Genomic DNA, 22,792 nt, shown 5'->3' with positions numbered 1-22,792 from the left:
AAAAGCAGACTTCCATACAAGAAGTCTGCTTTTTCATTAATTACTCCGCTTCCGCATTTTGCAAGTCAGCGACATCAGTCAGATAAGTGGCTTCATCCAATAAATCTTCCGAATGTGCAACATAAATCGCAGTGGCGCTATCACCAACCACGTTTAGGCTAGTAACGAGCATTTCGATTGGACGATTAATGGCTAAAATCAATGAATACGTCGCAATCGCAATCTCATTGTTATAGTTTAAACCAGTTAAAATAGTGAAAAGGATAATCCCGCCAGCGCCAGGTGCCGCCGGTGTACCAATGGATGACATTAAAGCTAAAATGGCAATCAAGGCAATATTAGCTGGTGTCACTTCATAACCAGCTACGCCCGCTACAAAAATAGCCGCAATTACTTGCATAATCGCTGTGCCGTTCATATTAATAGTCATTCCTAACGGCAAGACAAAGGCGGCAACATCGCTGTCGACACCTAACTCTTCAACCGTTGTTTTTGTATTTAACGGTAAAGTGGCTGCCGAAGAAGAAGTAGAAAATCCAAAGACCACAACTTTCATAATCTTTTTAATAAAAGGAACAGGATTTAATTTTGTCGCAAATAAGATAAATAATGGGTAACCGATCATCAAAAAGGCTAAGAGCGTCGCTGTCGTTGTTACGACGTAGACTAACGCTGGTTTTAAATAATCAATCCCGTAAGAAGCAAACGTCCGAACTAACAACATAAAGACGGCGATAGGAGCAAATTTAGTAATTACAAAGGTTAAAAATAACGTGACCATCGCATTGACTTCTTCAATTAATTTTTTGAAAACACGAATTTTATCCCCTAATGCATTAATACATAAACCAGTAATCACTGCCAACACAACAACGGCTAAAATTGCACCATTGTCGCTAAATGCAGAACCGATATTTTTCGTGACAGCATTGACAATCACCATTAATGGGTTGCCGCTCGTACTTACTTCGACAGGAGCTAGCGTTTCAGATAACGACACATTAAAAGCACCAGTTAAATATACGCTATAGCCCACAATTCCAGCCGTTAATAGCGCAATCAGTGACATCGACAAAAAGCCAAAAATCGTTTTATAAGAAATTCGTCCTAATTTTTGCGTATCGGTAATATGACAAATGGCTAAAGTAATTGAAGTAAAGACCATCGGCACAATCACTAATTGTAGGCCGTTGATAAATAGTTGACCAATAATATAGAAAAGCCCAATCGCAGATTGTCCTTTTTCAGGATCTGAAATATCTTGGAAAAGAATCTGATTGATTGTCTGCCACACAGCGCCTTGATTGCTGCGAATAAGGTGCTCTCTTAAAAATAAAAAGCCGAGCCCAACGATTAAACCTCCCACCAATGAAATCACCATTTTTTTGGTAAATGAGATACCTTTCACTTCACGTTTTTTCTTTTCCACTTTGTTGCCTCCCAAATAAATTGATTAAGCACCGCGCAAAAAAAGCCTTGCACACAAAAAAAGGGCAAGACATCTCGTATCATTCACTATACAAAAATACAGAATTTTACAGAACTTTGCCTTGTTAGCCTCTCGGACTATCTTAAAGGTACTTTTCCACATACTAAGGGAAACTACGAGAATTGTCAATTCTTTTTTACTTAGGGGGGGGGTTATTTTTGAAGAAAGAAAGTGATCTTTACCATTTCCGCAGATACCGCAGCCAAAAAAGAACTACAACGGATTCTTTTGCAGTATAATAGAAAATAGAAACGAAAGAACAGGCACCAACACAAAGGAGGTATTTTTATGAAAGTCACTCAACTTTCTAGTGAAACCCTTGACCGAGCGCACGAACGTTTTGAAGAAACACTTGCGCAAATGACCGTTGCCGAAGCAAACACGATGCCCGCTCCATTAATCAAGTCTGTTACTTGGCTGATGTGGCACACAGCCAGAGAATTAGACCTACAAATTTCCGCACTTAATCATAGTGAACCGTTATGGCTTAGCCAACACTGGACAGAAAAATTTGCCTTGGATTTGCCAGATGAGACAGAAGACTGGCATCACACACCAGAAGAAGCGGCGAAAGTCGTGGTGGCAGAAAAGCAATTGCTTAGTGACTATTTGGCTGCCAGTGTGGCACTTACCAAAAGCTATTTAGACCAAATCAAAGAAGAACAATTGTCAGACGTGATTGATAAAAATTGGACCCCGCCGGTGACTAGACAAGTGCGTTTAGTTTCAGCGATTGATGATGCAGTGATGCATTCTGGGCAAGCCGTTTATACACGAAGATTAGTCATTGGAAAATGATAAATAAGCAAAAACAAAAAATGCTTCTGCCTAAGCAGGAGTATTTTTTATTGAGAGAAAAAATACATAAAAATAATGAACGAAGAACTGTCCACTTTTTCCCTAGTTGAAACGTTGTATAAGTGAAAGGAGAAATCAGATGAAAAAGGAGGCAAATTTTGACGAAGTACTATTTTCTTTGGGGCAAGAAGTCATCCAAGTCTTGATTCGCCGAGGAGCAAGTCTTGAAGATGCACAAGATGCAGTGTCGCAAACGTATACAACGATTTTTTCAATATTACCTGAAATTACATCAGAAAATCTACGCCCGTGGTTTTTCCGAGTAACATTTAATTACTACATTACGATGTATCGAAAAAAGAAACGAGAACGCACTTTTGTGGCAAACAGCCATCCTGTGCAATCAATAGAAAAAATGGAAGGGCAAGAGTTATTATTATTGATTGATTCCTTAAAAGATGAGGAACAAGAACTAATACTTTTGAAATATTATTATCAATTATCGTATGCCGAGATTGCGTTGATTTTAGAATTATCTGTTGAAAATGTTCGCAAAAAATTGTATCGCACACGTCAAAAATTAAAAAAAGAACTGGAGGAATAGAAGTGGATTTAAAAAAAAGTATTCGTAAAGCGAAAAGAAAACAATTTATCGTGATTGGTGCCATAACCGTTGTTAGTTTTGCCGTATTGTTTGTCGGTTTTTTTGTGGGAATGGATAAACTTTCGACGAAAAACTATCATACCCTACTAGAAGTAATTAATGATCAAGAAATGATTGCTTCACCAAACACTCAATTAGATTCCCAAGTAATTGCTAATAGTTCGCCTTTTGGGGGCGAAGTTGTGACCAATCGTTCAAAAAATATTGATGGTTACACGGTGGAGTGGAGTAATTTACGTAGCAGATATAGCTTTTTCAGAAATTCGATTGACTGGAATGAAGTCTATCCTGGTAGCTATTATTCTTCTAAGAATTTTTATGAATACAACCGACAAACCAAGCAGAAAGTAGCATCTTTTTATAACCCAGCGATTACCAATTACTATGGTGGTATCAAAAACGAATTAAGTGAATTAGATAAAATGGAAAACCAAGTAGCGGAAGTGGCGATTTCTTTTGATAAACCTTATCCATATGAAGAAGTCCGCAAAATGTTACCGAGCAATGTCAACTTAGTTTGGCTCTATGTTTACTCCGAAACGGTTAATGAAGCAGAAGGTCCTTCTGGTACGCTGCCTTATGGTTTTCAATTAAGCATGGACGATCACAACGAAATATTTGATCCTGAAAATAACAAGCAACACTTTTTTGAAACCTTAGAAAAATCCCCGTTGTTTGCTGACAACCAAGAAGGCCAAAAGTTTATCCAACAAAATAAAAATAAAAAAGTCGAAAAATTACCTATTTGGGGAGTCATGCTCACCGGACAAACTAAAAATTTCAAAGCCTTACAAAATGAACCTTTTGTTCGTGGGGCTTCAATTGGCGTGACCGCACCTATCGTTCCTTATATTCAGCCAGAGAAATAAACGTTTTTCAGAACTCTAAGCCTTCCGACTGATTTTGCTTCAACGATATTGTCAGTAAAAATAGAAAACGTTATAATAGAATGGATCACAGGAAGTGCTTCTACAATGCGTGGGAGCACTTTTTTTACTTATCTATGAGGAGGGCAAGTGAATGTTTTTTAATTTTATTGGGTTAACGTTATTTTTTGGTATCGGGATCTTAGTTGCGAATGGCGCCAAAATTGTAGCGAATAAAGGGAAAAAGAGTAAGGGGACCATTCTATTAATGGCGATTGAATTGCTCTTGTTAGGTATCTTTTTATTTGTGACTTTGCCAAGTAAAAATCTTTCAACCGTGTTATGGATTAATCTGATTGGCGCAGTGATTGCTAGTGGGGTGTTATTAAGTACACGCTTAGCTAGTAAAGTCGAAGTTCCTGGTATCCAAAAGGGCCGCAAAGAAGTAGGAAAGAATACCAACAAAACGGCTAACAAAGACTGGTCTGGCAAAATTTTGGGTGTTGCCGTTTTGGCAATGATTTTGTTGACTATTGTCAGTAGTATTACCAGAATCTCTTCTATTGATGAAATTTATCAAACGATTCCTTTAAAAACGGAAGAAAAAGCTGAAGTTTTAACTTCGGCGAAAGAAACACCCATTGCGATTGCACCACAAACGGCGAAACGAAAAATGTTACAGAAATTTTCTGTCATTCCCAATTCCAATATGTTTACTTTGGATGGTATAACGGCACAAGTTGTCAATGGCGAGTATGTTTATGTAGCAACAGTCGAATTTAATGGCTTCTTTAAATGGCTAAAACTGGGGGAAGTACCTGGCTATTTCATCATTAGTGCGACAGATATCAACGCACAGCCAGAATTTGTAGAAAAACCAATTGTTTATACTCCTTCAGCTTACTTTGGCAAAGATGCTGCACGAAAAATTTATTCCGCTTATCCAGGTTATGCAGCAACTGGCACAATCAATTTAGAGCTGGACGACCAAGGGAATCCTTACTATATTCAAACGCTTTACAAAGAGTATGGGGTTTCTGGTCGCATGCACTATAATGAATTTAAAACGGCGGTATTAAATGCTACAACAGGAGAAGTTAACGTTTATGACAGTCAAAAAGCCCCAAGTTTCGTTGATGCGCCGATTACTAGTTCAGCGGCGAATAGCTTAAATGAATTCTTTGGTCGTTACAGTCAAGGCTGGTGGAACCAGACAATGTTTGGTGCCAAAAAAGATGTTAAAATTCCAACTGAAAATGGTATTTATGCATCAGGACAAATTACGCCGATGATGAACAAGGAAGGGAACCAGTTGCTTTATTTTACGGACTTTACAAGTAGTGAAAAAGACCAAGATTCCGCTTTAGGTTATTCCTTAATCAATGCCCGAACAGGCCAAGTTACGTATTATCGTGATACTAAAGTCGGCATTATGGATAGTGATGGCGCCATTTCTATCGCTTCAAAAATTTATCCAGAAAAGAAATGGAAAGCTAGTATGCCAGTCCTTTATAACATTGATGGCGTGCCAACGTGGATTGTTTCGTTAATGGACAGTAAAGGGATTTTCAAAAAATATGTCTATATAAACGCCGTAGATAATGATATTGTGATTGATGCAGACACGGCACAAGGCGCATTAGACGCTTATCGAATTGAGTTAGTAACCAAAGGAAGTAACAATGAAAATACAGACAAAGCCAACTTGAAAACGATGCAAGGTAAAGTAGCTCGTGTCTCAGTAGTAGCTGGGGAAGCGCAAACGGTAGTTTCATTTTTACTAGAAGATGAAAAAACCATTTTTAGCGTAACAACTAATAACAGTCCGCTGGCGCTATTCTTAAAAGAGGGCGACCAAGTGACATTTAAAGCCGTAGTGACTGAAAATGCTAAAGCAGCGAATGTTGAAGAATTGAAAATTGCAGGATTAAACTAAATAAAACACCTCTTTTCTATAGAAAAGAGGTGTTTTATTCTTGGAAAAGAAGAAAAATCCACTTATTTCTGCTATGATAAGAGAGAAAAAGAATACGAAGGAGCTTCGCCCATGCGCAACATAAAATTAACCATTGAATACGATGGTAAAAGATACTCAGGTTGGCAACGACTAGGCAATTCAGAGAAAACGATTCAAGGGAAAATTGAAAGTATTTTAACACAAATGACGGGTGAACCGATTGAAATTATTGGCTCAGGCAGAACGGATGCCGGCACACATGCACGTGGTCAAGTAGCGAATTTTAAAACGACTAGTTCACTAACAACAACCGAAATGTTATCCTTTTTAAATCGATATTTACCTGGCGATATTGTTGTTAAAGAAGTTACAGAAATGCCTGAACGTTTTCATGCACGGTATAATGCCACAGGCAAACAATACAGCTACTATGTTTGGAATAGCCCAATTCCTAATGCCTTTGAACGGTATCATAGTTTTCACTTTCCCAAAGCGTTGGATCAAGAAAAAATGGAACAAGCTTGCCAAAAATTAATAGGGACCCATGATTTTATTGGCTTTTCAGCATTGAAAAAAAACAAAAAATCGACTACTCGAACGATTGAAAAGATTACGATTGAAAGAAACGGCGAAATGTTACAGTTCACTTTTGTGGGCAATGGGTTCTTGCATAAAATGGTCCGCATCCTCGTTGGGACACTTTTAGAAATTGGTGCAGGCACCAAAGAATTAGCGATAATTGATGAATTGTTCGCAACAAAAGTCCGAGAAGGCGCAGGTGAAACGGCTCCTGCACAAGGGTTATTTTTAGATGAAGTGTATTATAAATAAACAACTTTAGAGGTGGGGGAAAAGTGAATAAAGATTGGAAAAAACTAAAAGCGTCTAATGAAGGTATTCCAACATTTGAATCATTAATGCCATATACTTTAGAAGTTTTGAAAGATGGAGATGTACTGAACAGAAAGATCATTTTAAAGCGTATTATTCAGTTCTTAGATATTCCGGATGAAATTGCCTCAATGATGTATCCAAACTACCCTCAAGGAGATGGGATTTTAGCAAATCGTTTCAGCTTTGCTATCAGTGATTTGTATAAAGCTAGAGCTGTTGAACGGATTAAACGAGGTATGTATCAAATAACAGAACTAGGTTTGGATTTATTAAATAATTATGGTGAAAAAATCAATAGAAAACTTTTGGAACAACAACCTGCATATCAAAAATATATGCAAGAATTAGTCGAACGGAATAATCGTGTTGGAACGACTACTATCGAAGCAAGCGCACCAATTGAAAGTGCTAAAATAGACATTGAGGATATGATCAACAATCAAAATAATCAAATTGCGATTGAACTATTAAACAAAGTTCGACAAGTGGAGCCAGTATTTTTTGAAAAGTTAGTTATACATTTATTGGAGACAATGGGATATAGTGGAAAACACGGAACGGCAGTTGTTACATCCAAATCAAATGATGGTGGAATAGATGGCATCATCAATCAGGATCCATTAGGAACTAGTACTGTTTATGTTCAAGCAAAGCGATATCATGAAACTAATACCATTGGTCGCCCTGCTATACAAGGATTTTATGGCGCTTTAGCTGCTGTAAATGCAGATAGAGGAGTTTTTATAACAACTTCTAGTTTTAGTGCTAATGCGCACGAATTTGCCAAAAATCAAGGGATAGTTTTAATAGATGGTATTAAATTAACAGAGCTCATGTTAGAGTTTGGTGTTGGTGTAGAAATAGCCAAGACGTACAAGCTATTTAGAATTGATAATGATTACTTTGAAGATGAGCTTTAGCTTATTATAAATAACAAAAAAATAAATTTTCTTTAACCACACCAATTAAAAAGTTGAACTTCATCTAAAAAGTGCTAACGTTAAGAAGAGATTAACAATAGAAAGAGGTCATTTTTTTGCTATCTTTACTTATTTCTGTCAAAAAATTATTTTCATCTTTTTTAGGTATCTTAAAAAAAGAAGACACTCGTGCCTTGTTCTTTTTACTGGCAACCACGTTGTTGAGTGGGACTATTTTTTATTCAACAGTGGAAAAATTGTCGCCATTAGATTCGTTATATTTAAGTTTCATGACGTTAACCACGATTGGTTATGGAGATGTTCATCCAGTTACTGACTTGGGAAAAATTTTCACCATGGTTTATGCTACAGTAGGCTTGGGGATTATGGCTATGTTTATTTCGGTCGTAGCAAAATCCTACTTGTATTCTAAACAAAGTCATCACCACCATCACCATAAAAACAAAGAACATTCAGCGGAAAAGTCTTCAGAAAAATAGACGAAATTGATGAGTTGACCAAGTGTTTCTCGAAAAATGAAAGTTTTTTGAGAAACACTCTTTTTTTATCTTAATAATTATGGTAGTATGTCCCAAACTGTATTTTATTTTAAAGGAGCGTAAAGTGAATGGTCAAAGCGATTCGGAAATTATCGTTAATTCAAAAAATCATGATAGGGATTGTGATTGGAACCACCTTGGGTTTCTTGGTGCCAGAATGGACCTTCATCAGCGTTCTTGGTGAATTGTTTGTGGGCGCCTTAAAAGCAATTGCGCCGATTTTAGTTTTTGTCTTAATTATTGCGTCGCTAGCCCAACAAAAGGCTGGGGCGAAAACATATGTTGGATCAATTTTAGTTGTGTATCTGTTAGCGACATTTTTGGCAGCTGTTGTTGCCGTGACGGCAAGCTATCTGTTTCCCGTTAAGATTGTCTTGGAGGCGGCGCAGGAAGCGCAAGCAGCCCCAACGCAACTTAGTGATGTTTTAAGCAATGTGTTAACAAGCGTTGTCCAAAATCCGATTCAAGCGATGATTGAAGGCAATTATTTATCTGTTTTATTTTGGTCCTCATTAATCGGTATTGGGCTACGTCAAAGTTCGGTCGCTACCAAGGATGTGATTGCCAATCTTTCAACAGGGATTACCACGGTCGTTCAAATGATTATCGGCATTGCACCAATTGGAATTCTAGGTTTGGTGTTTCATTCGGTGGCAACCACAGGCATTGCAGGGTTAGCCAAGTATGGTCAGTTACTATTATTGTTAATTGGTACGATGGCCGTGGTTGCTTTAGTCGTTTATCCAGCGATTGTTTTTTGGAATATTCGGCAAAATCCGTATCCGTTAGTCTTTTTTGTATTAAAGGAAAGTGCGATTCCCGCATTCTTTACACGCAGTTCTGCGGCCAATATTCCCATTAATATGGAATTGGCGAAAGCAATGGATTTAAATGAAGAATCTTATGCGGTCTCTATTCCGCTGGGCGCAACGATTAATATGGGCGGCGCAGCCATTACGATTACCATTATGACATTGGCGGCAGTCCACACATTAGGCATGTCCGTGCCAATCTATTTAGCATTATTGTTGAGTATCATCGCCGCTGTTTCTGCTTGTGGGGCTTCAGGAATTGCTGGTGGTTCCTTGTTGTTAATTCCGCTTGCATGTAGTTTGTTTGGCATTTCCAATGACATTGCCATGCAAGTCGTCGGCGTTGGCTTTATCGTCGGCGTAGTCCAAGATTCCATTGAAACAGCGTTGAACTCTTCTAGTGACTTGTTGTTTACCACCTCAGTTGAGTTAGCAGACCGACGTAAAAATGGTGAAAGTATTGATGTCAAAGCGTTAATTGGCAAAAGTCAATTGGTGGTCGAACAAGAAAATATTTAAAAGAAAGGAACAACCCGCTAAAATGCGGGTTGTTCCTTTCTTTAATAATCTCGGCCCCATTTTTTTCAGGGGCCACTGAAATTATCGACCATTTTGTGAAGAAAATCCTCTCTATAATAAAGGTATCAAGTAAATAGGAGGTACACGAAATGAAATGGTATCAACTTTCCTCAACAAAAGTAATCGAGCAGACTAAGACGAAGCAAACGGGTCTTTCTAGCGAAGAACGTCAGCAACGTTTACAAACGAATGGTCCAAATAAAATTGAAGAAAAACAACAACTGAAAACGTGGCAAAAGCTAGCCAAACATTTTACAGATTTACTAATGGTGGTCTTACTCGCTGCCGCAATTCTAAAATTTGCCACAGGCGAAGTGGTCGAAGGAAGTATCATTTTTCTAGTGGTACTTGTCAATGGCTTTGTCGGTTATTGGCAAGAGCGTAAAGCAGAAGAATCATTAGACGGCCTGAAACAGATGATGGGCCAAGAGGCAGTCGTTCTAATTGATGGACAAAAAACAACCGTTTCTTCTGAAACATTGGTTCTGGGAGATGTAGTCACGTTACAAGCTGGAGATGTAGTCCCAGCAGATTTGCGCTTATTTGATGTTCATAATCTGATGATTGAAGAATCAATTTTGACAGGCGAATCAGAAGCCGTGGAGAAAATTACCGGTTCCTTGAATGAGGAATTGCCAACAGGCGATCAAAAGAATTTGGCTTTTTCAGGAACACTTGTCCAAGCGGGCTCAGCCTTAGGCGTTGTAGTAGAAACAGGAGATTCCACTGAAGTTGGAAAAATTAATCACGCGTTGCAGTCAGTAGATCAAAAAACAACGCCGCTCGTACGGAAAATGCACCAATTAAACAAGCAAATTTTCCAAGGGATTATGGTCTTGATCGTGTTTCTGATTTTCTTTACCACTTTTCGTCATGGCATGGAATGGAGCCTCTTATTTTCTGCGATGATTGCATTAATTGTAGCAATGATCCCAGAAGGCTTACCTGCTGTGTTAACGATGATTTTATCGATGGGTGTTCATGAGATGGCTAGAGAAAATGCGATTATTAAAGGTATGCCTTCCGTTGAAACATTAGGCTCAATGACAGTTATCTGTTCAGACAAGACAGGAACGCTAACTAAAAACGAAATGACGGTAATGGATGTAGTGACTGAAGAAATGACCATTGTCAAAGAGATTATGGCCAACTGTCAAGAATTGAAATTACAAGACCAACAAAAAATCGCCGACTTGCAGGGGAATCCTACCGAGTTAGCTTTACTACAATATGTCGATCAGGATCAACTGTCTTTACGCCCTGTAGAAAAGAAAATTCCGTTTAGTTCAAGTTATAAATACATGGCCACTCGCCATCCGCAAGCAGAAGGTTCAATTATTTATGTCAAAGGTGCGCCAGAAGTATTGTTACAACTTTCTACGTTATCTGATAATCAAAAAGGTGCTTGGCAAGCACAAGCTGCGCAATTAGCGCAAAAAGGACAACGGGTATTAGGTTTCGCTTATAAGACAGTTACGTCACAACAGGAACTGACACATGAAACATTGTCAGGATTGACGTTTGCTGGACTGGCAGGCATCATCGATCCGCCAAAAGAAAGTGCCATTCAAGCCGTCAAAGAATCTCAAGAAGCAGGTATTTCCGTCAAAATGATTACCGGAGACCATAAAGATACAGCGCAAGCCATTGGCGAGCAGGTTGGTTTAAAGCATACGAAAAAAGTCCTTGAAGGATTAGAAATTGATGCTATGTCAGATGAAGAATTAGCTCAGCACGTTCAAAAAGTCGATGTATTTGCACGAACGACGCCAGAACATAAATTACGAATTGTCACGGCGTTACAAAACAATGGCGAAATTGTCGGCATGACCGGCGATGGTGTGAACGATGCGCCAGCACTAAAGAAAGCCGATGTCGGAATTGCCATGGGAATTAAAGGAAGTGAAGTAACCAAACAAGCCGCAGATATGGTTTTGGCAGATGATAATTTCCATACGATTGCTAAAGCCGTGAAAGAAGGACGCCGCATTTTTGATAACTTGAAAAAGACGATTACCTTCTTCTTGCCAACCTCTTTAGCACAAGGTTTAATTGTTGTCTGGGCGCTTTTAATGAATCATCCTCTACCGTTGACACCTGTCCAGATATTATGGGTAAACATGGTAACTACGATTACTTTGTCTTATGCATTAGGTTTTGAAAAAGCGAGTGCTGATACCATGAAACGACCACCAAGAGATGTCAACGAAGGCATTTTAACAAAGTACAGTATTTTTAGAATCGTCTATGTGTCGGTACTCATTATGGTACCAGGTTACCTTATGGCATTACAATTTGAGGGCCAAGCCTTACAGCAAACGTTCCTCTTACAAAGTATCGTCTTAGCGCAAGCAGCGTATATGATCAACTGTCGTAAGTTGGTTGATCCGTCGTTAAGCACAGGATTTTTCCAAAATAAAGTGTTGTTTGCTTCATTAGGAATCCTCTTTTTACTACAAGCGCTAGTAGTTTACTGGCCAGTAGCGCAGCAATTAATTGGCACAACTTCTTTAAATGGCCTTCAATTAGCAATGATTTTCGTCCATGTTGTGAGTCTGTTTTTCCTTGTTGAAGGGGAAAAATATATAACCAAACGATTCATGACGAAAGAAAGCCAAAAAACTAGCGAATGTCCTCGCTAGTTCCTTTAAAAATAAGAATGAAGAGTGAGCTCTGCTAGTCGGCGGAGTTCATTTTTTGTTGGAATTAAAGAGAGATAAAAGACAGGAAGATCAAGATGATCCAAGGGGAAATTGGAAATAATTATGTCGGCTTCATTTAACGTCAACTGGCTTAGTTCCACATATTCAATAGCTTGTAATTTCACACGAGTACCTAAATAAGCAGCTAATTCTTGTTGTAAAAAAGCTTTCCAAGCAGGTTCCCCTTGAAAGAGGAAATAGGCAGTCATCGTTTGCGCCTGAATAGAATAACTGGCTTGTTTTTCTAACAAAGAAGCCAAACTAAGAAAATAAGTTGGTTCTTCAATCGTGGTGTAGCGAGATAAAATCTCCAAAAGTTCTTGGTTGCTCTTTGATAACGCAAGGTCCTCCGCGGCTTGTTCAGTCATTAATTCTTGATATTCCAATTGAAATTGCTCAGAAAGTGTTGGGGACTCGGTATATTTAATGAATAACAATAACAGATTATCCAATAAATTTGTTTGGATTAAATCAGGCCGGGCTTCTTCAGTGGACAAATTAGTGACAAACTGCTGTAACGACTTTCGCAGCTGACTGTAATGAGTGTGGAGCGCAGAAGCCAACGTTTCGCCATAGACATTATCGTAATTCCAGCTTTCTAAGAAACAAAAGAAGGCGAAAAAACTTTCCTCTCCTTGCAAATAGATGCCTTCAGAAGCATAAAGCTTTGCCAAGGACGGTTGATAAAGTTGAAACAAGACATCTTTTGAATCAAAAGAAAATTGACTCACTCGGCAATTGGCTTTGTTGCGAATCGTGTTAATAAAAAACCAACAAGCGCCAAAAATTTCTTCCGTTTCCACCGTCAACTCACTACTGTAAACTTGTTTCAAAAATTGAAAATAATGCTCCTCATGAATAGAATAATCGTCAAAAAAATAATTATTATGAGTAAAAGGCACCAACAAGCGATGATAAAAAATCCGAATATTGCTTTCTGCCCCGATTAACTGAATGGTGGCTGTGGTTAGCTGAATCGTTAAATGAAAATCACGTAAGGCCAGATTCATCTTTTTGATATGTCGCTTCAAAGTTTCATAAGAAACACCACTAGTGCTCAAAAAAGAAGTTGTCACCAACTCTTTCGTAAATAGTAGCTCTTTTAATAGCTGAATACTAATGGATTGAGGTAAAAATAATGACCAAAGCTCATTGGTTTGCGCATTCCCCTGATTGCGTAACCGAATACCACTGCTATCGGTTTCAATGGACCAGTCGGCGGGTAATTGACTGCGAATATACTGTAAATCCGAAAAAACGGTTCGCTCTGTCGTCTGGATTTGCGTGGCTAAACGCTTGGCTGTCAGCTGAGGAACATTTAACAACTGTTCCAACAAACGAATTTGCCGAAGCAAATCTTTTTCCGTTATCACACGTTTTAACATGGAGTACATGGCAAAACCTCCTTTTGCTTAAGAATACGGATAAAAAGGGGATTGGTCAATTAAAAAAAGAAGCGAATCGTCATTCGCTTCTTTTTATTCACTATACAAAAATATCAAATGTATGCAAAACGGCTGACAATAAAATGGTTACAACAGCCATTCCTGATACAAAGCCGACAGCACCAGGAACAAACGGAGGTAATCGTTTAGCAATATAGCTACCGACAGGGGCCGCACTAATTCCTGCTAAAACGGCGATGGTCAGGGAAAGCCAAAAGCCACCACCCATCATTAAAATCACACCAGGAACAATGCTGACCAGTGGCATAAACGTTGGATACCAACCTTCTTCAGCGAAATGTTTTCGATAAAGAAAAACACCAACAGCCGAAGCAATCATTTGTCCCATTAAAATGTCAGGAACCAAGCCAGAACCATTTGTAATATGATTAATATTGACAAACCAATCTGTTAAAACGCCTAGAATTACCAAACCTCCAACTAACTCATTTCCATAAAACCAAGCTTCGGAGAAGTCAGCAAAAGTGCGTCGTATTGACCATTGAAAGGTTTGCGTATTTTCAATTTTAGGTTGTTTTTGCCGCTTCTGAGCGATTGGTGCAACAGAAGGAACCATCCAAGGAAGTTGATGACAGATGGCTGAAACAATCCAGCCAACAAAAGCCATTGTGGTAACGTTGGAAACTGTCCCAGGTACATTTAAAAGGGGCATCAATTGCGCATTCAGCCAATTGGCAAACGGAAAGGTGAAAAGCGCACTCAACAGAGAAATCGTTCCTAATTTTTTCCAGCCAGGACCATAAACGAGCGTTAAAGCTGGCGGCGTGCCGACAACCACAATAAACGTTGGTAACCACAACACTTCTTTTGTAAAAAAGCGTGTAAAATCAAAAACATAAATAGTTAAAAAGAGGGAAAGTAGCTGAGAAGCAAGTACCCAAGGCCAAGCACCAGAGCCACCAGCAATTGCAAATCCCTGCCATTTTGAATTTTTCCGATAAAGTTGCCAAGCAATCAGACCGCCGATTAGTAAGAAAAGCGTTGTAAAAAGTCCACCGTAAAATTCCCCTTCCGTGAAGTTCATAACAAAATAGATAAATTTGTAAAATCCCTGCTGATTCACTTTGGTAACTACGTCATTGTAAGGAAAAAAGTTAGACACATGTCGAAAGCCATTCATGATCCAATACAGGAATATTCCCAAAAAAATTTTTACAACAAGAGCTAAAACGGCTTCGTAATTGATCGATTTATTTTTCATATGATCGCTCCAAAAAAAATGACATTTTACTAAGTTTTTGAAATTAGTTTATTTTAGCTACTAAAGCTTTTAGTGCCTCGTTAAAGACATTTGCTGGCGGATTAGTCAATCCAGCGCCAATCATACCAATCCCCGGTTCTTTATGAGCAATAGCAGTATTAATGACAGGCAGCATCCCTGTTTCTAAGACTTTTAAGACATCGATGCCTGAAGGAATCCCCATAAAATCTAAAACAGGAATCGTGACATTGGGATTTTCTTTCGTAGTAATTTCCAGCATTTCTTTTGAATAATTCAATGCTTCTGCCACTGTTCCGCCAACTAATGGGACAATTGCTGGTGCAGCTGCCATAGCAAATCCGCCAACACCATACGTTTCTGTAATAGCACTATCGCCCATATCCAAACCAGCATCTTCTTGTGTGTAACCAGCAAACATCGGACCAATCACCCGTTGGGCAGGCCCCGTAAACCAGTGATTTCCACCAATCCCACTGACACGAATTCCAAATTCGACCCCATTGCGACACATGGTGGTGACAATTGTACTATTCTCCACATTATGACCAGCATCTAACGCACATTTAGCGGCACCCATCCAAGTCGGACCAGAAAAATAGTCAGAACTGCCAAGAAATTCAAATACTTCTTTTAATTGTTCACGAGAAAAATCAGTTTGAACCATGTAAGGTGTTAATGCTTGGACTAACAACGTACTTCCGGCTACATTGCGATTATGGCACTCATCGCCCATATGCAAGGCTTGCGAAAGCATTAAGCGTAAATCAATGCCTTCTGGACAAAAAGTCATGGCATCATGAAGTAATGGACCTAAAACATCGCGCATCCAAATCAGGCGATCCACGACGGATTGATCATTTGCACCAAATCGTAAAACTTTCGCCAATTGTTCACTTAAATTAGTAAAAGCCGTGTTGCCGTACGTTTCATTTTTGATAATATGAACGTACATATTCGGAGAAGTCACGCCAGCCATGGAACCAACGGCATCATGTTCATGACAAGGAGAAAACGTAATCGCGCCAGAACGAGCAACCCGATCGGCATCAGCTAGATCTTTTGCTAATCCTTCAAAAACAAGCGCTCCTTGAACGGCACCTTTCATCGGTCCGCACATATTTTCATAAGTAATGGGTGGCCCAGCATGTAAAATGGTCGTTTCAGTCATATCGGGCATGACATTAATTGCTTTATCAAATCCTACTAAAATAGGTTTTGATTGAATAATGCGGGTAACCGCTTCTTCGTTGGCTTGTTGGATTTTTTCATAAAGTGTTGGATTTTTTAATTGATCCAATAATTTTAATAGCTCTGGGTCACCATTGGCTGGCGGTGCCCAATTTACTTGATGTGAAGGAATCCCTTGTTTTTTCATATCTTCATGAATAAAGTCAATGCCTACATTGATCGTATCTAAAGGCTGGTTAAAAAGATCATTTCTGCTCATGTTCGTTCGCTCCTTTTACAAAAGTTTTGGTGGCTTCGCAAAGTTGATGACTGCTGTCGACAACGAGAACCTCTAAATCTTCTAAAATTTTCCGCTGTTCATGAATATCTTGTGGATCTTCTTCGGTCCCTAAAACATAGCCAATAATGGCTAACTCACGCCCATCTGCTTTTGCTATTGCTTTGGCTTCCTTTAACGCCTCCGCTAACACGCCAACAGGATTTTCGTGAGAACCATAACCTAATTCAAAATCTAACGCTAAAACTGCCACTTCAGGATCTTTGGCTTCTTGAAGAATGCGAGTAATCCGAGAAGTCGGATCGATCATTGGATGTGGGCGGCCTTCTGTGAAACGATCATCACCGAAATCAATCAATGTATGTGCTTGGCTGTGGTCAGGATTTGCTAATTGTCGTTCAGGAATTTTATGAATATTACTATAAACATCATCAGAGACTTCTGTTAAAGCATACAAAAGTTCATCACAAAGAGTGCCACCACAGAACAACCCACGAACAAATTTTTGAGAAGGGGCTTGTTGCTGTTGGATAGCTGTTAACATTGCGCCTGTCGGATTTTGATAGAGGCTGGTTTCCGCTTCCTGTGTTTGACTAAATTGAATCACTTTTTGAACTGCATCCAGAGAAGAAGTAGCAAAAGTGACGTTGTCTATTTTTCGTTCCGTTTGTTCACTGCCGATAAAATAAATAACAACTGGTTTAGTTGAAACAGCTAATTTTTTTAAAATTTTCTCTGTTACTTCTGGAGCAGGCGGTTTAGAAATAAGCAAAATTGCCTTAGTTTGTTCGTCAGCCATTAAAGCATCCAGCCCGTCAAGCATCATCAGCCCACCAATTTCAGCAGACAAATCACGGCCACCAGTACCAATTAATTGTGAAATCCCATAACCATATTTATGGATTTGGACACTAACTTCTTGGCTGCCTGTACCAGAAGCGCCGACAATTCCAATATCTCCTGAACGTACTTCGTTAGCAAAACATAACCCGACGCCATTAATAATCGCTGTTCCACAATCAGGGCCCATCACAAACAGTTCTTTTTCGTGTGCTTTTTGTTTTAACGCTAATTCCTCGTCAACCGTCACGTTATCACTAAAGAGCATGACGTGTTTTTGCTGATCTAAAGCTTTATGCGCTTCTCGTGCAGCAAATTTTCCATTGACAGAAATTACAACTAAGTTGGCATCAGGCTCTTCATGAAGGGCTGAATCTAACGTCTTATAGGTTACTTCAGAAGAAGCGGTTTTCTTTTTCTTCGTAAATAACTCGTCGACTTGCTGTAAAATTTCTTCTGAGTTCGCTTGGTCATCAAGATCTAAAACAATTAATAAATCACCTGTTGTAACATGATCCAAGGCGGGTGTATATAAACCAACATTCCGAATCACTTCAAGATTCATGTCGGTTCCCATCCCAATCATTGCAGTTTTAACTCCAGCCAGTTCATTGGCTCGTGTTGAAATGGTCATTAAAGTAACTGAATCAAAATAGGCGTTCTCTTTAATTACTGTTTGAATTGTCATGATTATTCTCCTCACAAAATAGTTTTAAACCAAAAATAATGCCGCAAAGTATGTCGCTTCCTGAAGTTGAGCCCACCTCCTCTAAAGCTGAAACCGCTTGAGCCATTTCGTTTGTATTTCCACTTTCAATTGATAAAAAAACACGCTGAACTAGCTGAGAAAACCGCTCGTTCACTGCTTCATGGATTTCCGCATAACTGACCGCATTCGTTCGTTCCTTGGCTAGCACAGCCAGCTGTTGGAAATTCGAGGGAAGCTGCTGTAATGCAGAAAAACTAGCAAGTAATCCTGTGATAAAATCATCGCCAGTGGGGGTTAAACCAATCCCCAATCCCAAAATCTTCGTTAAACAATCAAGAGCTATTTTAAAAGATTTTTGCTCCCAAGCCTGTTGAAAATGAATCATTTCTTTTTGAATCTGGGTCCGACTATAAGAATCAAAAAGAAAGGTTGACGGCGAAGCAGGAAAAAGCGCTTGCCAAGGATTGAAACGAGTTTGCTGAATATACGTTAAAAAAATAGCTATTTTTGTTTTACTGGGTGTTAAATAAAGTGGCGTTGGTTGCCAAATTTGGGCATCGGCTAGGGTTAATTGTCGTCGGCCTAACCGGATAAACAGGGGCTCAATTTGGACAGGTAAATCAGCGAAATGGCTAAGTTTTTTTTCATCGAGTATAATCGTGTTAGGTGCTATATGTTCGGGATGCGTTGAAATGGTCAAGAGAATTTCTTGGGTGTCTACATGACCATAATTAATAGCGTGCGTAAAACATTGCAAACTAGTCAATGTTTGATGAGGGAGTTTCGATAAAATCGTTTGGTCATAAGCTAAAATTTTTGTCATTCCAACGACCTCCTTTTTAATAGCGCTTTCACGACCTCATAATAAAAGAATCCAGCACGCTAAACAATTGCTAAAAATGACATTGATTTACAAGTTTGAATGGACAATTTGTACATTGGGAGGATAAATGATGTTAAAAGTGAGTGATTTATTAACGTTAGAAGAATTACCTGGCATTACCTTAGTGGCAGGACATAAAAATCAGGACCAACCGATTTTAAAAGTCAATATTTTAGAAAATCCTGATATTTTAGATTGGCTAACAGCAGGTGAGCTGCTGTTAACGACAGGGTACATATTTAAAGATGATCGGAAATTACAGAAAAATTTTTTGAAAGAACTAGCCAAACACCATTGTGCTGCCTTGGGATTTAAAACCCAACGTTATTTTGAAGAAGTTCCACCAGACCTAATCAAATTAGCAGATGAAATGAACGTTCCTATTTTAGCAATTCCTTACAATTACACCTTTTCGCAAATTGCTGACGTGTTGAAAAGTCGTGTCACGTTAGAACAATTTGACATGAATGCGCAAGAAACCGCATTGCATAATAAAATTTACCAAATCTTAGAAACGGGAAGTAGCAGTTTTCATTTGCTGCAGGATCTAGCAGAAACCATTCAAAATCCTGTCTTGTTATTGAATGACCACTTTGAAGGAGTTAATTTTTTTGACTTGCCTAAAAATCCAATTCGTATTTCTAGCATTTTAGAAGATAGACAAGAAACCTCAGAGTTCCAAAAACAATTGCTGGAACAAAGTCATCCATTATTACGCTTTTATCAAGAACCGATTCATTTACAGTTGAAACTCCAGAACCAAGTGGTGCCAATTGAAATTTATCCAATTAAAAAGAAAAATGTTATTTTATATTATTTACTCGTCTGGAACACCTTGGCCCCATTACGGCCAGTCGATGTGGCTCATTTTAAAATCACAGCTCATTACTTACTTTTACAATTGCAATTGGAATACTCACGGAAATTTGAAGAATACCAACAACGAAACGAATTATTTTTTAAGCTGATTGCGCATGAAAAGAGGGACCAAGCTGTTTTCCAACAATTTCAACAATATTATCGCTTGGCAATAGATAATCCCTATGCGATTTTGCTAATTTCATTAACCTTAAATGAACGCCAAAGGCAAGAAAGAATGTCTATTTTAGGTAACCAGTTAAACCAAGTTATTTTAGGGGACAAACAAAAAATTGTTTGTATTGAAATTGACAGTTCCTTTGTCTTATTAGTTGAAAATCCACCTGAAAAAGAAGGCGATTATCTGAAAATGATGCAACGCCTAGCACAAAGTAGCATAAATCAGTTAATGAAAGTACAAGAAGATGTGGAACTTTTCCTAACAATAGGACCTAAGATTCAAGGTCTGACCCAGATTCATGAATCTTATCAACAAGCGATTGACGTTTTAGCCTTTCAACGCCAATTCGTTGCAGAAAAACCTGAAATGAGGATTGCTTCCTACTCGAATTTTCATTTTAGACAGACATTGCAACGTTATTTTTTAGAAGAAGGACAAGCAACCCTCAGAAAAAAATATCTTCAACCATTGCAGAAAAGTGATCAACAGCAACATACCGACTTTGTCCATACACTGAATGTCTATTTTCAATCAAAACGAAACTTGTCTCAAACAGCCAAAAAACTCTTTATTCATCGTAATACTTTATTACAGCGATTGGAGAAAATTGAACAGCTAGTGCTGTTGGACTTTGATAAGGAAGTGGACTTGTTGGCGCTGGAAGTGGCGTTGTTTGTGGGAACTTAAGAAGCAATATAAGTGGCGGTTTTTAATTTAATGGAATATATATAGCTAAAAGAAACGATTATACAAGAAGGATAATTTGATCAATAAAAAATGGAATCTTTTCATAACCTCAATTTTTCAAAAAAATAAATCCTTCCCAAAATCTTCAAACACAAACCACTAACTATCTGCTACTATAAAAGAAACAACTATCATTTGGAGGAAGTATGCGTAACAGAAAAATGTGGACAATTATCGTCAGTGGGTTATTTTTAAGTAGTATCATCGCGGGAATTTCAGGAGCGTTTTTAATCATTGAAGGAGAGCTAACGACTCTGCTCTGGGAGGTGTTGCCAGCGCAAATGAAGTGGCCAATCCTCTATTATTTTGTCTTGTGTGTGCTAGGAGCGTTGGTATTGAGTTATCTGAAGAAACGCTTCGGACAAGTACCACAAACGGCGCATGAGGCGCTGACAGAATTGAAGGCGAAACAATCGGTCGATTATTCAGGTGTGTTTAGAAATTTATTGGCCGCCTTGGTAATTTTAATTTTCGGGGCTGGTGTCGGTCCTGAAGCCGCATTGTTGGGAGCAATTATTTCGTTGTCAGTCTGGCAATCTGATAAGTTACGGTACCTTTATTTTCATTATGACGAGCAAGAACAGCAAGTATTTTGGACAAAAATTCAGCGCTTGCTGCATCCGCAACAGTTTGTTCAGCGCTACGATACAAGGCTCGCTCCTGCGGATAAAAAGAAACTGAAACAAGTGATGAACGGGTTATTTATTGTGAACGGGTTGGTGGTGTTTACCTTTTTAATGAAATTGGTGGGACACCCATCGTTTATTACGAAGTTAGGAACTGGAAAAATTGAAATGGCTTCGTTATGGCTGATTTTACCCGCTTTATTAACTGCTTTTGTGATTGGTAACGCCTATCAATGGTTGCAAGCTGCTCTGGCTAAACTATGCCAACCTTTTGAAGAAAAGCAAAGCATACTGGTAAGCTTTGGTGCAGCCTGTATTTTTCTTTTTGTTATTTTAATGCCAAGATTACTATTTTCAGGACAATCTTTTATGCATTTAGTTCCTAGTTTTGGTAGTCAACAAGCCTGGTATATCTTGGTGATCGCTGCGATAATGAAACTAGTATTTTTACAAGTTTGTTTACAGACAGGTTGGATAGGTGGCGATATTTTTCCCGTCGTTTTTTCAGCTATTTTAATCGGGTTTGCGGTCGCACAATTTTTCCCAACAATTGACTCGCTTTTTGTTGTCGCAATTTTTGCTACGAGTTTAACAACCCAGATTTTAGGGACGATTCTTGTACCAGGCATTTTTGTGGGGCTCTTTTTCCCAATCACGCTTTGGCCAGTTGTAGTCCTTGTGTTATTTTTACAATGGCTATTGAAAAATAAAATTATTAAGAGTAACTAGAAAAACGTCAAATCGACTTAGGGGATTAAGCCGATTTGACGTTTTTTTAATTAGAACACTCAAACCATAGTTGATAGTAATCTTGATGTTTTTTTGAAAGCAGATAGCGGCCCAATAGTTGATGGACTTGATAGCCTTGTTCTTTTAAGTAAATTAGATTTTTCTGAATTTGTTGTGGCTGCAACTGATTGCTACTTTCTTCTATACGAATCAGTTGACTATAGTAGCTTTTAGAAGCATCGAATTCCCAGTGTAAGACTAAAGGGAAAGCGGCGCTGTCTTTATTAGTCGTTGAAAAATGTTCAATAGTTTGTTCATCTGGTGATAAAACAAAGCCTAAAATACTTGGATCATTCAAGTAAAGCAAAAGATTTTCTGCTTTTGCAGGGTGGAAATAGTAAAGAGTTTTAAACGGCGGTATTTCTTCTTTCAAGACTTCCTCTTGTAGTTGGCTGACTTCTTCATATTTTTGTTGATAAGTGATTAAGTTTCTGTGAATTTGTTTTAACTGTGTAATGCGTTCTTCTAAATCTTGACGTGCATTTTCTAGTAATTTCTGGGTATCTGATAATGGGTTGGTATATAAGTTTTTAATTTCTTTAATGGAAAAATTTAAGTCGCGATAAAACTTGATTTCACAGATAGCAATCAGCTGTTCTGTTGTGTATTGTCGATAATCATTTGTATCGCCTCGAACAGAATGAATCAACCGTTCTTTTTCCCAATAGCGCAATGTGGACTTAGGAATTTTCAACAAGGAAGCAATCGTTTCTAGCGAGTAAAGATGGTCTTGGTTCATCAGCATTCACCTCAATTTTAGTATAA

The 22,792-nt window shown here is 38.5% G+C and carries 18 protein-coding genes; 11 read left to right on the top strand and 7 right to left on the bottom strand.

The features are described from left to right. Positions 1–40: 40 nt before the first annotated feature. On the bottom strand, positions 41–1,444 hold the full coding sequence (locus IGK72_RS12010) for a dicarboxylate/amino acid:cation symporter (RefSeq protein WP_002387350.1): 1,404 nt from the start codon (positions 1,442–1,444) through the stop codon (positions 41–43). Between the two features lie 333 nt (positions 1,445–1,777). Here IGK72_RS12010 and gst point away from each other — a divergent pair, with 333 nt between their 5' ends. The 9 genes from gst to IGK72_RS11965 all read left to right on the top strand — a co-directional run bounded on the left by gst (position 1,778) and on the right by IGK72_RS11965 (position 12,181). Next, positions 1,778–2,287, top strand: a complete 510-nt coding sequence (gene gst / locus IGK72_RS12005; protein WP_002361063.1) for a DinB family glutathione transferase — start codon at positions 1,778–1,780, stop codon at positions 2,285–2,287. A gap of 139 nt (positions 2,288–2,426) precedes the next feature. Beyond that, complete coding sequence (locus tag IGK72_RS12000) at positions 2,427–2,891, top strand: RNA polymerase sigma factor (RefSeq protein ID WP_070416085.1); 465 nt, start codon at positions 2,427–2,429, stop codon at positions 2,889–2,891. Positions 2,892–2,893: 2 nt separating this feature from the next. Further along, on the top strand, positions 2,894–3,820 hold the full coding sequence (locus IGK72_RS11995) for an anti-sigma factor (protein WP_002406041.1): 927 nt from the start codon (positions 2,894–2,896) through the stop codon (positions 3,818–3,820). 151 nt (positions 3,821–3,971) lie between these two features. Then, entirely contained in the window at positions 3,972–5,753 is a 1,782-nt protein-coding gene (locus tag IGK72_RS11990) for a hypothetical protein (protein WP_002391386.1), read from the top strand. Positions 5,754–5,864: 111 nt separating this feature from the next. After that, positions 5,865–6,605 carry a tRNA pseudouridine(38-40) synthase TruA gene (gene truA, locus IGK72_RS11985; protein WP_002359105.1) on the top strand — a complete coding sequence of 247 codons (741 nt, stop codon included), beginning with the start codon at positions 5,865–5,867 and terminating at the stop codon, positions 6,603–6,605. A 23-nt stretch (positions 6,606–6,628) separates the two neighbouring features. After that, on the top strand, positions 6,629–7,588 hold the full coding sequence (locus IGK72_RS11980) for a restriction endonuclease (protein ID WP_002368392.1): 960 nt from the start codon (positions 6,629–6,631) through the stop codon (positions 7,586–7,588). Between the two features lie 116 nt (positions 7,589–7,704). Beyond that, on the top strand, positions 7,705–8,088 hold the full coding sequence (locus tag IGK72_RS11975) for a potassium channel family protein (protein WP_002355036.1): 384 nt from the start codon (positions 7,705–7,707) through the stop codon (positions 8,086–8,088). A 128-nt stretch (positions 8,089–8,216) separates the two neighbouring features. Next, complete coding sequence (gene sstT / locus IGK72_RS11970) at positions 8,217–9,479, top strand: serine/threonine transporter SstT (RefSeq protein ID WP_002359106.1); 1,263 nt, start codon at positions 8,217–8,219, stop codon at positions 9,477–9,479. A 149-nt stretch (positions 9,480–9,628) separates the two neighbouring features. Then, positions 9,629–12,181: a cation-transporting P-type ATPase gene (locus IGK72_RS11965; RefSeq protein WP_002385260.1), complete on the top strand. Its 2,553-nt coding sequence runs from the start codon at positions 9,629–9,631 to the stop codon at positions 12,179–12,181. Positions 12,182–12,186: 5 nt separating this feature from the next. Here IGK72_RS11965 and IGK72_RS11960 read toward each other — a convergent pair whose 3' ends face one another. From IGK72_RS11960 to IGK72_RS11940, 5 genes are all read right to left on the bottom strand, one after another. Beyond that, complete coding sequence (locus IGK72_RS11960; protein WP_002400483.1) at positions 12,187–13,626, bottom strand: helix-turn-helix domain-containing protein; 1,440 nt, start codon at positions 13,624–13,626, stop codon at positions 12,187–12,189. A 100-nt stretch (positions 13,627–13,726) separates the two neighbouring features. Beyond that, positions 13,727–14,908, bottom strand: a complete 1,182-nt coding sequence (locus IGK72_RS11955) for a hypothetical protein (protein WP_430619605.1) — start codon at positions 14,906–14,908, stop codon at positions 13,727–13,729. Positions 14,909–14,951: 43 nt separating this feature from the next. Next, entirely contained in the window at positions 14,952–16,376 is a 1,425-nt protein-coding gene (locus tag IGK72_RS11950) for a DUF1116 domain-containing protein (protein WP_010777969.1), read from the bottom strand. After that, a complete protein-coding gene (gene fdrA / locus IGK72_RS11945; RefSeq protein ID WP_070416086.1) occupies positions 16,363–17,922 on the bottom strand; it encodes an acyl-CoA synthetase FdrA in 1,560 nt (519 codons plus the stop codon). The genes IGK72_RS11950 and fdrA overlap by 14 nt, the downstream gene beginning before the upstream one ends. Beyond that, positions 17,900–18,766: a DUF2877 domain-containing protein gene (locus IGK72_RS11940; RefSeq protein WP_002361070.1), complete on the bottom strand. Its 867-nt coding sequence runs from the start codon at positions 18,764–18,766 to the stop codon at positions 17,900–17,902. The genes fdrA and IGK72_RS11940 overlap by 23 nt, the downstream gene beginning before the upstream one ends. 127 nt (positions 18,767–18,893) lie before the next feature. Between IGK72_RS11940 and IGK72_RS11935 the strand changes: the two genes are divergently transcribed. Together IGK72_RS11935 and IGK72_RS11930 are read left to right on the top strand one after the other, a co-directional pair. Beyond that, positions 18,894–20,552 carry a PucR family transcriptional regulator gene (locus tag IGK72_RS11935; protein WP_165548664.1) on the top strand — a complete coding sequence of 553 codons (1,659 nt, stop codon included), beginning with the start codon at positions 18,894–18,896 and terminating at the stop codon, positions 20,550–20,552. Between the two features lie 206 nt (positions 20,553–20,758). After that, positions 20,759–21,967 (top strand): chloride channel protein, encoded by a 1,209-nt coding sequence (locus IGK72_RS11930; protein WP_023895456.1) that lies wholly within the window; start codon positions 20,759–20,761, stop codon positions 21,965–21,967. Positions 21,968–22,013: 46 nt separating this feature from the next. On the opposite strand, the gene IGK72_RS11925 is transcribed toward IGK72_RS11930, so the two are convergent. Then, a complete protein-coding gene (locus IGK72_RS11925) occupies positions 22,014–22,766 on the bottom strand; it encodes a MerR family transcriptional regulator (protein WP_002372894.1) in 753 nt (250 codons plus the stop codon). Positions 22,767–22,792: the final 26 nt, after the last annotated feature.

The organism is Enterococcus sp. DIV0183 (assembly GCF_050541505.1).
Taxonomy (GTDB): Bacteria; Bacillota; Bacilli; order Lactobacillales; family Enterococcaceae; genus Enterococcus; species Enterococcus faecalis.
Note: the sequence above shows the minus strand (reverse complement) of the source record. Positions and strands in the feature narration are given on the sequence as shown.

What these genes read in the sequence shown, in the direction of transcription:
- IGK72_RS11965 (WP_002385260.1), top strand. Translation starts at nt 9,629, where the DNA reads ATGAAATGGTATCAACTTTCCTCAACAAAAGTAATCGAGCAGACTAAG.
- IGK72_RS11940 (WP_002361070.1), bottom strand. Translation starts at nt 18,766, where the DNA reads ATGACAAAAATTTTAGCTTATGACCAAACGATTTTATCGAAACTCCCT.
- IGK72_RS11930 (WP_023895456.1), top strand. Translation starts at nt 20,759, where the DNA reads ATGCGTAACAGAAAAATGTGGACAATTATCGTCAGTGGGTTATTTTTA.
- IGK72_RS11990 (WP_002391386.1), top strand. Translation starts at nt 3,972, where the DNA reads ATGTTTTTTAATTTTATTGGGTTAACGTTATTTTTTGGTATCGGGATC.
- IGK72_RS11955 (WP_430619605.1), bottom strand. Translation starts at nt 14,908, where the DNA reads ATGAAAAATAAATCGATCAATTACGAAGCCGTTTTAGCTCTTGTTGTA.
- fdrA (WP_070416086.1), bottom strand. Translation starts at nt 17,922, where the DNA reads ATGACAATTCAAACAGTAATTAAAGAGAACGCCTATTTTGATTCAGTT.
- truA (WP_002359105.1), top strand. Translation starts at nt 5,865, where the DNA reads ATGCGCAACATAAAATTAACCATTGAATACGATGGTAAAAGATACTCA.
- IGK72_RS11935 (WP_165548664.1), top strand. Translation starts at nt 18,894, where the DNA reads ATGATGTTAAAAGTGAGTGATTTATTAACGTTAGAAGAATTACCTGGC.
- IGK72_RS12000 (WP_070416085.1), top strand. Translation starts at nt 2,427, where the DNA reads ATGAAAAAGGAGGCAAATTTTGACGAAGTACTATTTTCTTTGGGGCAA.
- IGK72_RS11925 (WP_002372894.1), bottom strand. Translation starts at nt 22,766, where the DNA reads ATGAACCAAGACCATCTTTACTCGCTAGAAACGATTGCTTCCTTGTTG.
- IGK72_RS11950 (WP_010777969.1), bottom strand. Translation starts at nt 16,376, where the DNA reads ATGAGCAGAAATGATCTTTTTAACCAGCCTTTAGATACGATCAATGTA.
- gst (WP_002361063.1), top strand. Translation starts at nt 1,778, where the DNA reads ATGAAAGTCACTCAACTTTCTAGTGAAACCCTTGACCGAGCGCACGAA.
- sstT (WP_002359106.1), top strand. Translation starts at nt 8,217, where the DNA reads ATGGTCAAAGCGATTCGGAAATTATCGTTAATTCAAAAAATCATGATA.
- IGK72_RS11960 (WP_002400483.1), bottom strand. Translation starts at nt 13,626, where the DNA reads ATGTTAAAACGTGTGATAACGGAAAAAGATTTGCTTCGGCAAATTCGT.